The sequence below is a fragment of the Streptococcus sp. SM5 genome, assembly GCF_027497975.1.
The window spans coordinates 1-12,404 of the sequence record NZ_JAJNSC010000032.1; the positions used below are offsets into that span (position 1 = coordinate 1).

Below are 12,404 nucleotides of genomic sequence, written 5' to 3' on the forward strand. Positions count from 1 at the left end.
AGTGGTCTCTCCAACCATCGCAGGTTACACAGCGGATAAATCAGAAATCCCAGCTGTAAGTGGAGTTCAAGCGAAAGACCAAGACCGTGTTGAAACAGTTACTTACCGTAAGGATGCTCAAAAAGCTGTTATCCGTTATGTAAGCACTAACGGTAACCGTGTTCTCACAACAGATGAAGTAACAGGTAAGTCAGGAGAAGCCATTGCCTACAGCACAACAAGTCAAATCACAGAGTTCAAGAAACAAGGCTATAACCTTGTTAGCGATGAATTCACAGCGGGTGGTGCTAAGGTTTATGACTATGATACAGCACGTGACCAAGTCTACACTGTAACCCTTTCAGAACGTGTCGAACGTGTAACACCGAAAGATCCTAAACCACAACCAAACACACCAGTCAATCCAGGACAACCAAATACACCAAATTGGCCACGTACTGTCGAGAGAATGGAGAAATTGACTCAAACAATAAGTCGTCGTATCAACTTCCGTTACCTTAAAAATGGAAAAGCTGCATATGGAACGATTGATCAACATATCAGCTATGAAAGAAATGCTCTTGTGAATTTGGTTTCTGGTGATATCAATTATGAACAATGGAAGATTACTGGTATTAAAAACCAAGATGTTGTAGCTCCAGTAGCATCTCAACCATCAGCTACAACTCCTACAGTAGCAAATAACAGTGTAACAAGAGTTGTAAGATCATCTAGTGTAAGACTAGCTTTAGCTCCACAAGTTACTAATTCTCAAGAGTCTCCATTAGGCTTAACTGTGACAGAAAATGGTGAGCGTTCAGTACGTCGTTCATCAAGAGGTAAACGTGCCACTGTAGCAGAGCCAGATAGTTCAACTAATTCAGAAGCTGATTCATCTGTTAATGCAGTGTTCAAAGCAGTACGAACTCCTATTACACCAAAATTCTATGCTACTGTGAATAAAGTAGGAACGATGGAGGTTAACCCAAATTCTCCTCAAGATACAGAAGTTAATGTTGACTTGAAAGAAATGGGACGTATTGTAGCAGTCAATAATAAAGGACAATATATCAATGAACAAGGAGAGGTGGTACAAAACATTGAAGACGCTCTCTATAAGTACTATGATAATGATCCAAACGATGCAACAAAAGCAGCGGAAACAAAAATTCCTGCGGCTCCAAAATTCCATGTATTAAATAATACGCAACCAACTGTTTGGGGATATAATATTGTTGACAAGACAATCGAACCAAATGATGAATCTGATCCTGATCGCATCGGAAAAGATACCTTTGTAACATATAACGAAATTATTGATTCAGTATCTAAGGAAACAGAGCAAACTGTAAGCTTTACTGGGGCAGGTTCTGCAACTCCTAAAGATAATGTGCAAAATGATTTTGTCTTCAAGGGATCATATAATGAAGCGACTAAAGAAACAACTTGGGAAAATAAGGACCATACCTATGGAACAGTTAAAGTACCAGTTGTGACAGGGTATTTCGCTAATAAAGCAGAAGCTGGTGGCAAGACAGTTACGCCAGATTTACCAAAAGCAACTGATACAGTTACATATAAAGTTTTGGGTAAAATCATTCCAGTAGATGCTTCTGGAAATGTAATTGTAAATGCTCCTCAACCACAATACATGAATGATGCAAATGATCCTCGTAAAGCTGGAGAAACAGCAGTACCTGAAATTGTAGGCTACAAACCAGAGCGTACAAGTGTTACACCTGAAAATCCAGGTGAAGATACAAAGGTAACTTACGTCAAGACAGAACAAGTTGCAGTTGTTCGTTACATAGATGTTGATAACAAGAATGAAGTCGTTCATACAGACAATATTACTGGTAAATCAGGAGAAAAGATTGCCTATACGACAGAAACTGTTTTGAAATCGTTGCTTGAAAAAGGGTACTTATTACAGGAAGATGGTTTCCCTGCAGATGCAACTTTTGATACAGATGAAACAAAAGTTCAAGAATATACAGTTCTATTGAAACATAAAATCACTGTTAAAAAAGATGCTCCAAAAGTTGTGGAAAGAACGATTCATTATGTATTTGCAGATGGTACAAAAGCAAGTGAAGATCATCATGAACAAGTAAGCTTTTCACGTATGCTGAGTATCGATAATGTAACAGGTAAGACTACAAGTACATCTTGGGTTTCTAAAGATGGAGTGACAAGTTTTGAAGAAGTGGTGTCTCCAACCATTGCAGGATACAAACCTGATCTTGCTAAAGTAGATTCGGTTCAAGGAATTACAGCAGAAACGGATAATCAAGTTGTAACTGTAACTTATAGAAATGTTCAACCAATTCCACAAGTTACCCCAACTCCAATTCCGACTCCAACCCCAACTCCACAAGTTACGCCAACTCCAGTTCCAACCTCTACCCCAGCTCCAAAAGAGGAGGAAAAAGAACTTCCAAAAACTGCGGGTCACTCTTCTGGTATGGCTCAAGTTCTAGGAGTACTTGGCCTATTTGCTGGATTCAGTTTAGTTGGAAAATCAAAACGAGATGAATAAAATCAAAACAAAACTCTAGACAACAAAATATTGGAAGTGTAGTGTTTTAGGGAGTGAGAATGTATGTCAATACAGCATCAATTCCACTCCCTTTTTTATCATAAAAAGTTAGAGAGAAAATATATGTATTCAAGAGTAAAACGGAATCAAATGAATAAGGTAAACAAGTATTCCATTAGAAAATCAAGTTTTGGTGCAGTATCTGTTGCTGTAGCTGCCTTGATGGTTTTTGGTACTTATTCAAATGTGAGTGCAGACGAACAAAAAGTAGATTCACATCGAACTGAAAAAGAAGAACAAAAAGTCTCTAAAAAATCAGATGTGACCAAGCAAAAACATTCAGAGGAAAAAATAGCAGAATTGCCTTTCGCTCTTCAAGCTCCAGTTTTGGAAAAAGAAGAATTAGATGTCAATGCCCTTCTAAATAAGGAAGCAGAATCTAAAGTAGCAGCTGAGACAAAAAATTCTGACTCAAAAGAATTCACTTCTAAAGAAATTAAGCCTAGTGAAGAAAAAACTACTTCACCTGCTTCAAGTGAAAAGGTAAAAGAAGAAAAATCAGTCGAAAAAACTACTCTTGATCAGGTTGTATCAGAAGCAGAAGTTTTAAATCAAGTCGCTTTACGTTATTCTCAGGAAGCAGAACGTAAAGCTGAAGAAAAAGCCCTGGTTCAAGAAGCTGTTAAGGCAGCTACCATTCAGATTTCACAATCAAAAGCCTTGTTGAAAGATTCATCTGTTAGTGCAGAAAATCTTAAGACTCAATTAAATCAACTGTATTCAGCTATCGAAACAGTGTATACTGAGTTACAACGTGCAGGATATGGCAAGAAAATTAGCGCTAGTCTATCGCCGACTCAAACACAAGATGTAGCTATCGATAATGGAAATATTATTGCCAGTGGTACAATTGATATGGCAGACCGTGTAACTTCAACAGGTATTGCTGATTATCGCTTCCAATTAAAATTTAAAAATGGTGCCTATCATAAGGGGGATATCTTTACAATTGGTTTGAAGGAATTGCCACAAGATAATAATCTTCCTCAAAAATTGGTTGCTGAAGGTAAAGTTTTTGCAGAACGAGTGAGTCTGGTTCAGAAAAATGATAATGCCAAAGCTGGAAGCCTTTCATATTGGGCTTCACGTGGAGACCGTGACGTTGCTTTGGACACAAAAGAATCATGGGATTTAGTTGACAAAGGGAGTCATATTGAAGCAACATACCGTTTTACTGACGAAATTGAACGCTTAGATGATGTTACTTTTGAACTTCAATACAGAGGTGGAATTCGTTATCCTCGAGTGAACGTGGATAAGTCTGTAACTGGTGTTATTTCAGTTAATGGTCAAAATGTAGTCACTAAGAATTACACTGTGATTAAAACAGATATAGGAGCACCTAAAGTTTATGATACACCAGCTACAGCTAACTTCACAGGTGATGTTATGTTGGATGATGATGGTAGTATCAAAACATATAACAGCACTCTTCGTATCGGAACATGGAAATCAAACTTTAGTGCAGGGACCCGTTTCACCGTTCGTATCAATGATACAGAATTCAATAAGTTTGCTACTGTCGGTGAATTTGTTGAACGTGGTGCCCACAATGTCGAAATGATAAATACTAGCCCTGATACATCAAGAACAAGGGTAAATCGCCATAATGTTATTTTGGAGGCACCTCGTGAAGAGCCTGGTCAACATGCCAAATTCAAGATTCTTAAGGCAGCAGATAATGAATTAACCTTTGAATTGGTATCTGGAAAGATGTTGGCTGGAAGAACTTATGTATTACGTACAAAAGACTTTGGAGTTGACCGTGTTCCGACAAGTCACACAGTTAATTATCTGAATGAAGCTAGAAATGGTTTTAAATCAAATGTTCCAGGGACATTGACAGTTGTTGATGCCAAAGGTAAAAATCTTACAGACCAATACGAACAAGCTGCTGATTCTGATTGGAAAATTGCCAATCCAGATATGGTAAGAACAGATGGACGCCTTGTATATGGAGATGTAGCCGTTCGATTCGTTGATACTCAAGGGAAAATGCTTCTTCCTGCCATTGCAGCGGTGGAAAATGGAGGTATCCTTCAAGACAAATTCACTACTGTAAGACCATCTACCAAAATTGATACTAGCTATGTAGCTACTTTAGAGAGAAATACAACTGAGACAGAAGTTCAAGAAAACAAAGGAATTCAAACAACATCTATCACAGCACCTTATTTATTGCATTCACCAAATGGTAAATATTATGTCTTTAAAGAATATGCACAGAATGATCGTTTCTATAGCAATACGAAGACATCTGGTACGATTACACGAGCTCAAGCTAACGTGGTAGCTGTGTACGAAGAAGCTAAATTTGGTAAAGTTGATATTCAGTATCGTGATAAAACAAGTCAAGCTATTTTAGAAACATTCAATACACCACATGATAAGAGTTCAAATCTCATTAACTTGTTGGGAAATAACTATGATGTGACTGCTAAAGTTCCTGAACGTTTCGAAAAAGATGGTGTAGTATATGTCTTGTCACAAACACCTGCTAATAGTAAGGGATATTTGACACAGGCTGATATCCATGTTGTTTATGATTATCTTGCTCAACAAAAAGCACAGGTTAAATACCTCAATCAAACAGAAACAAGTCCTAAAGTTTTAGGAAATGTGGACAGTGTAGTTGGTCTTCCAGGTGAAACAATTGCTTATAATTCAAAAAATCGTATCAATCAATACTTAAAACAAGGATATGAATTAGTACATGATGGCTTCGCAAATGCTAATGATAAACGCTTCGACAGTGATAAACAAACTGACCAAGTATTCTCAGTTCAATTAATTGAAAAAGTTGTGACTGTCACAGCAGATGATCCGAAACCAATTGCTGGAAATCCATTAGTAGCAGGAGACGCATTGACACCTGTTTGGCCTAAATCTGTTGAAAACTTAGATACACTGAGAAAAATGACTAAGCAGACGATTCACTACAAATATCAAAAAGATGGTAAACAAGCTTTCAAAGATGTAGTTCGTTCTGTAGTTTTTGAAAGAGTAGCGAGAGTTAACCTTGTTACAGGTGCAGTAACTTATGATAATTGGAAAATTACAAGAATTGATGATAAGCCAGTAGCCTCAGTAGATACGACTGTTCATAAACCAAATGTTACTCCACAAGGGGTGACAACTATTGCAGCGACTCCTTCTAGTCTAGGTAATGGAATTTCTATCAAACCAGTTTTGACTGTTCCGGATCCAGTTGTTGCATCATCACCAATTGTTACAAAACCCGTTGTACCGGTAAAACCAGTAACACCGGTTAAACCAGCAGTGTCAACTCCGGCTAAGCCAGCACCTGTAGTTAAACCAAAACCGGTAGCACCATCAACACCAGTCAAACCAGTAGTTTCGACACCAGTAACTCCAGCGCCTGTTGCCACACCACAACCAGTTGCTCCAGTCAAACCAGTAGCACCTGCACCGGTAACACCAGTTAAACCAGTAGCATCTATTCCAGCTACACCAACACCAGCTGTTCAACCAAAACCGGTAGCGACTACTGATTCAAAACCTAGCTTAACTCCAGCTGAAGCTTTGGCTGCAATTAAACCAACAGATTTTTCTTCACAAACATCTGTTAATAAGAAAACAGAGACAAAACCTGTTCCTGGTGGAACAGCTACGACTACAACTACAACGACAACCACTGTTACCTCAAACGCCGCAACAGCGGGCCCAACAACACCGATTGTCACTATCACAACAAATGAAACAGAAACTCATTCAGAGGTGACAAGTGTCATTCATACTGGCACTACTAGCCATACTCATGTGGTCGGAGTGGTTACAAAACCAAACGTAATTGTTACTCATCCAAAACCAAGTGTTCAGCCTAAACCGCATTTAACGAGACCTCATCATGGACCAGTACACCATGTTCCTTCACGTCCAGGTAAACAAGTTAAACCAATTAGAACTGGACCAGGAACTCGTGGTCATGCTAGAAGACATCGCTAAATATAAAGTGTTAATACTGATTTAATTAGCAGTATAGTATTAAATAGCACAAAAAATGAGCCACTTTAAATTTAAAGTGGCTCATTTTTATATTAATGACTTCTTAAAATTTTCTATTTTTTACTGAACTGCTGCGACCAAGTCTTGAGCTTGTTTTTCAAGTGAGTTTAGGACGGTTTCGTCAAGAACCAATTTTCCGTCTGCCCAGGCAGAGTCATTAACACGTGCAGCAGTGAAATCACCAACGACTTGTGTACGGATAAATGGCAAGAGGTCCTTGTAGATAGCAAAGAGTTGATCGTGACCTGCATTGGCTACAGATGATACTGTGATAAACTTGTCTTGAAGGGCAGAAGCGCCACGTGTATCAGACAAGTCAAGAGCACGAGATAGCCAGTCAAGCAAGTTTTTCACTGTACCAGGGATAGAGAAGTTGTAAACTGGAGAGAAGATCCAGGTGGCATCCGCAGCGAGAACCTCTTCACGAGCAGCAGCTACAGCTGGGTGAGTTGGAACTTCCAAATCTTGGCTGAAGAGAGGAAGGGCTGAATAATCAAGGTAGCTAACTTCAGCTTTACCAGCAAGTGCTTTCTCAGCTTCGAGAGCCATTTGGTGGTTGAAAGAACCTTGACGTAGTGATCCGACGATAAATAATACTTTTTTAGACATGATGTGTCTCCTTTTTCTTAAATTTCCGAGAACTCTCTCGTTGTTATGAAATATATTACAACAAAACTAAACAACTTGCAAGAAATTTGCTCAGAGTTTATTTGAAAATTAAAAAATTACAGAAGCTCTAGTCAGTTGCCACTGGAAAAGTAAGAACTGTTTTTTGGATTTTGGTTTTCTTTGATTTTATAGGAGTATTCTAACATTCTCTTGTAATATGATGACATAAGTGCTAAAATAAACAAGAAAACTAGCAATAGAAACCGCAGAACAGCTATTTTCCGGTATCATTTCATAAATAATTAAAGGAATAATAATGGCATTGAAGAATGCTTCTAAAAGGGGTGGAGATCATGTAAGACACAGATTAACAAGTGACGGACAAAAGAAATAATAATACACTTGTTAAGGAGAAAAGATGTTAATAAGAAATTATCGGAAAAATATTGGCCTGATGGCCGGAGTTGAGTTTTTTGCATTTCTAGGGATTACCAGTTTTTGGATTCTCTTTCTCAGTCAAAACGGCATGTCTCTTTGGCAGATTGGACTTCTGGAAAGTATCTTTCATACGACCAGTCTTCTCTGTGAAATTCCATCTGGAATGTTAGCTGATCGTTATTCCTATAAGACCAACCTTTATTTAAGTCGAATAGCAGGGATTGTGTCTTCTATTCTCATGTTGGCTGGGCAAGGAAATTTTTGGATTTATGCACTAGCAATGGCGGTGAGTGCCTTGTCTTATAATTTTGATTCAGGAACAAGCGCAGCAATGGTTTATGACTCGGCTGTAGAGGCTGGACTAAAAGAACGCTATCTATCCATTTCAAGTTTCATGTCAGGAGTAGCAGAAGGAACTCGTTCTTTGGGGACAGTATTGGCGGGATTTTTTGTCCATGGTCAATTGTACCTGACCTACTATATCATGATTGCCACTTCTATCATAGTTCTTGTCTTGATTTGGATGCTGAAAGAACCCAGTGTCAAGCTAGAAAAAACTGATAGTGTGACCATGAAACAGATTATTTGGACTGTTAAGGAAGAGTTGGAGCGAAATCCCATACTCTTCAACTGGATGATTTTGTCTCAGATTGTTGGTACACTCATGTGCATGTTTTATTTTTACTATCAAAATCAGTTACCAGATTTAAGTAGTTGGCAAATTTCAGCAGTTATGCTACTTGGAAGTCTCTTGAATATCGTTGCAGTCTATCTAGCGAGTAAGATTGGAAAGAAATATGCCGCCTTGAAGATTTTCCCTATTCTCGTCCTGCTGACTGGAGTTACCTACCTGATGTCCTACTTTGGAACACCTCTAATCTATATTTTGGTTTATTTGATTAGTAATGCTCTATATGCTCTTTTTCAGCCGATTTTTGACAATGATTTGCAAGAGCGGCTCCCAAGTGAAGTAAGGGCAACCATGCTAAGTGTTTACTCTATGATGTTTAGCCTAAGTATGATTGTGTTCTTCCCACTGACAGGGTGGTTGATTGATAATTTAGGCTTTGTAGTAGCATTTCTTTATCTAGGATTCTTTTTAGTCTTGATTAGCCTTCTACTCCCTGTCTTTTTAGGAAAAATGGCTAAAAGAATAGATAATAAAATAATACCATAGATTAAAAGAACTTCTAAAAACTTGAGTGCCAAGCTCAGGTTTTTTAATAGGTTGATTTTGGAGCTGTCTTTACTTTTCTTGCTCGGTTTTAAACAAGAAAAATCGGTTTGCTTTGAAGGGAGAAATAGAATTGGTTTCTTATACTCAATGAAAATCAAAGAGCAAACTAGGAAGCTAGCCGCAGACAGTACTTGGGTACGGCAAGGCGAAGCTGACGTGGTTTGAATTTGATTTTCGAAGAGTATTCTTGCATTCACTTGTAATAAAGCCCAATAGATGGTAAAATAGACGAGTGAAAAAAAGACAAAAAAAAGCAAAAAATAATCTACTGTGGCAGTATGGTCTAGGGATGACGATTTTGTTTGTGGTTATCAGTGCTTCCTTTCTGTATCTGGTTTCTCTCGGCATGAAACCCTATCAAACAGCTAAAAGTGAAGGAGAAAAATTAGTTCAGCAGTATGCAGGATTAGAGCAGGTTGATCAGGTTGATTTATACAATGGCTTGGAATCTTACTACAGTGTTCTTGGTCATAATAAACAGCAAGAATCACTTGCTGTCCTGATTGGTAAAGATGACCATAAGATTTACGTTTATCAGCTAAATCAGGGTATTTCACAAGAAAAAGCAGAAGCTCTTGCTAAGGAAAAAGGAGCTGGCGAGATTGACAAGATTACCTTTGGCCGTTATCAAGACAAGCCAATCTGGGAAGTCAAGTCAGGCTCTGATTTTTATCTAGTAGATTTTGAAACAGGAGCATTGGTCAATAAGGAGGGCCTATGAAACTATCCAACCGTGTTTTAGAAATGGAAGAAAGTGTGACCTTGGCTGCTGGAGCCCGTGCCAAAGCACTCAAGGCTGAGGGCAGAGATATTTTGTCTCTAACTTTAGGTGAGCCAGATTTCACTACTCCAAAAAATATCCAAGATGCCGCCATTGCATCGATTCAAGATGGGCGTGCTTCTTTTTATACAGTGACCTCAGGTCTGCCAGAACTCAAGGAGGCAGTCAATACCTACTTTGAGCGCTTTTACGGCTATTCTGTAGCGCAAAATCAAGTGACAGTCGCTGCAGGAGCCAAATATTCTCTTTATACCTTCTTTATGGCTGTGGTCAATCCAGGGGACGAAGTGATCATCCCAACCCCCTACTGGGTTAGCTATGGAGACCAGGTCAAGATGGCAGAGGGTGTGCCAGTCTTTGTTCCTGCTAAGGAAGACAATCACTTTAAGGTGACAGTAGAGCAGTTAGAAGCAGCTCGCACAGACAAGACCAAGGTTTTGGTGCTGAATTCACCATCCAATCCCACAGGTATGATTTACACCCGTGAGGAACTTTTGGCAATCGGAAACTGGGCTGTAGAAAAGGATATTCTCATCCTAGCAGATGATATCTATGGGCGTTTGGTCTATAATGGTCATGAGTTCACACCGATTTCTAGTCTATCTGAAGCGATTCGCAAGCAAACAGTGGTCATCAATGGTGTGTCTAAAACCTATGCTATGACTGGTTGGCGGATTGGCTATGCCGTCGGAGAAGCAGACATTATCGCTGCTATGTCTAAGATTGCAGGTCAAACAACTTCGAATCCGTCAGCAGTAGCCCAGTATGCAGCAGTTGAGGCTCTATCAGGTGAACAAGATACTGTAGAAAGCATGCGTCAGGCTTTTGAAGAACGTCTCAATACTATATATCCCCTACTTGCAGAAGTTCCAGGATTTGAAGTGGTCAAACCACAAGGAGCCTTCTACCTCTTCCCAAATGTCAAAAAGGCAATGGAGATGAAAGGCTATACGGATGTGACAGACTTTACAACCGCTATCCTAGAAGAAGCTGAAGTAGCCTTGGTAACAGGAGCAGGATTTGGAGCTCCAGAAAATGTCCGCCTCAGCTATGCGACAGACCTAGACACGCTTAAAGAAGCAGTTAAACGCTTGAAAGCATTTATGGAAAAATAAAAGAAAAAGAAAAGGAAAAATAATGACAAAACGTGTAACGATTATTGATGTAAAAGACTATGTTGGTCAAGAAGTGACGATTGGTGCTTGGGTTGCCAACAAATCAGGAAAAGGAAAAATCGCTTTTTTGCAATTGCGTGATGGAACAGCCTTCTTCCAAGGTGTAGCCTTTAAACCAAACTTTTTAGAAAAATTTGGTGAAGAAGTGGGACTTGAGAAGTTTGATATCATCAAACGCTTGAGCCAAGAAACGTCTGTTTATGTGACAGGAATTGTCAAAGAAGACGAACGTTCTAAATTTGGTTATGAGTTGGACATTACAGACATCGAAGTAATCGGTGAATCTCAAGACTACCCAATTACACCAAAAGAACACGGAACAGATTTCTTGATGGACAACCGTCACTTGTGGCTCCGTTCTCGTAAGCAAGTAGCGGTGATGCAAATCCGTAACGCTATCATCTACGCAACTTACGAGTTCTTCGACAAGAACGGCTTCATGAAGTTTGATAGCCCAATTCTTTCAGGAAACGCGGCAGAAGATTCAACTGAACTCTTTGAAACAGACTACTTCGGAACTCCAGCCTACTTGAGTCAATCAGGTCAGCTTTATCTAGAGGCAGGTGCGATGGCTCTTGGTCGTGTCTTTGACTTTGGTCCAGTATTCCGTGCTGAAAAATCAAAAACACGTCGTCACTTAACTGAGTTCTGGATGATGGACGCAGAGTACTCATACTTGACACACGATGAATCACTTGACTTGCAAGAAGCTTATGTGAAAGCTCTTCTTCAAGGTGTTCTTGACCGTGCGCCTCAAGCCTTGGAAACTTTGGAACGTGATACAGAGCTCCTGAAACGCTACATTGCAGAGCCATTCAAACGCATCACTTACGATCAAGCTATTGACCTCTTGCAAGAGCATGAAAATGATGAAGACGCTGACTACGAACATCTTGAGCATGGTGATGACTTTGGTTCACCGCATGAAACTTGGATCTCAAACCACTTTGGTGTGCCAACATTTGTCATGAACTATCCAGCAGCCATCAAGGCCTTCTACATGAAACCAGTTCCTGGAAATCCAGAGCGCGTGCTTTGTGCAGACTTGCTTGCTCCAGAAGGCTACGGAGAAATCATCGGTGGTTCTATGCGTGAGGAAGACTACGATGCCCTTGTTGCTAAGATGGATGAACTTGGTATGGACCGTACAGAGTATGAATTCTACCTTGACCTTCGTAAATACGGTACAGTTCCACACGGTGGATTTGGTATCGGTATTGAGCGTATGGTAACATTCGCAGCAGGTACAAAACACATCCGTGAAGCCATTCCATTCCCACGTATGTTGCACCGTATCAAACCGTAAAAATAAAATAAAAAAGTTATTATAATAAAAAGAAGGTAAATCCCTTCTTTTTTTGAACTTTGGGTACAAAAATAATGTACAAAAAACGAGAATATATAGAGCTTTTTGGTTGACTAATTTTAAAATATATGGTTGAATCGGGTTATGAATATTGTGTTGTTGCTTCGTTAAAGAATGTGTTCTTTAGCAGGAAAGGCAGGGAATATGAAGAACTCCAACCTTATCCTAAATCAACATATATATAAAAAAGGAGA

Annotated in this window: 6 protein-coding genes and 1 pseudogene; 6 read left to right on the plus strand and 1 reads right to left on the minus strand. The window is 39.3% G+C overall.

Features of this window, described 5'->3' with window-relative positions; translation table 11 throughout:
* Both PAN07_RS16080 and PAN07_RS16085 read left to right on the plus strand, forming a co-directional pair.
* Window positions 1-2,518: pseudogene (locus PAN07_RS16080) on the plus strand (hypothetical protein); the annotation flags it as partial.
* 150 nt (window positions 2,519-2,668) lie between these two features.
* Window positions 2,669-6,544, plus strand: coding sequence for a YSIRK-type signal peptide-containing protein (locus PAN07_RS16085; protein ID WP_269798339.1), 3,876 nt, complete (start codon window positions 2,669-2,671; stop codon window positions 6,542-6,544).
* Between the two features lie 120 nt (window positions 6,545-6,664).
* On the opposite strand, the gene PAN07_RS16090 is transcribed toward PAN07_RS16085, so the two are convergent.
* The gene (locus PAN07_RS16090) at window positions 6,665-7,213 is read right to left on the minus strand and encodes an NADPH-dependent FMN reductase (RefSeq protein WP_033681542.1); all 549 of its coding nucleotides are present in this window, start codon (window positions 7,211-7,213) and stop codon (window positions 6,665-6,667) included.
* Between the two features lie 418 nt (window positions 7,214-7,631).
* On the opposite strand from PAN07_RS16090, the gene PAN07_RS16095 reads away from it, so the two are divergent.
* The 4 genes from PAN07_RS16095 (at window position 7,632) to asnS (ending at window position 12,150) form a co-directional block, all read left to right on the plus strand.
* The gene (locus tag PAN07_RS16095; RefSeq protein ID WP_269798340.1) at window positions 7,632-8,828 is read left to right on the plus strand and encodes an MFS transporter; all 1,197 of its coding nucleotides are present in this window, start codon (window positions 7,632-7,634) and stop codon (window positions 8,826-8,828) included.
* 292 nt (window positions 8,829-9,120) lie between these two features.
* Window positions 9,121-9,609, plus strand: coding sequence for a DUF5590 domain-containing protein (locus PAN07_RS16100; RefSeq protein ID WP_269798341.1), 489 nt, complete (start codon window positions 9,121-9,123; stop codon window positions 9,607-9,609).
* Complete coding sequence (locus PAN07_RS16105) at window positions 9,606-10,784, plus strand: pyridoxal phosphate-dependent aminotransferase (RefSeq protein ID WP_269798342.1); 1,179 nt, start codon at window positions 9,606-9,608, stop codon at window positions 10,782-10,784. Before PAN07_RS16100 ends, PAN07_RS16105 begins: the two co-directional genes overlap by 4 nt.
* Window positions 10,785-10,803: 19 nt before the next feature.
* Window positions 10,804-12,150 (plus strand): asparagine--tRNA ligase, encoded by a 1,347-nt coding sequence (gene asnS, locus PAN07_RS16110; protein ID WP_192855651.1) that lies wholly within the window; start codon window positions 10,804-10,806, stop codon window positions 12,148-12,150.
* Window positions 12,151-12,404: the final 254 nt, after the last annotated feature.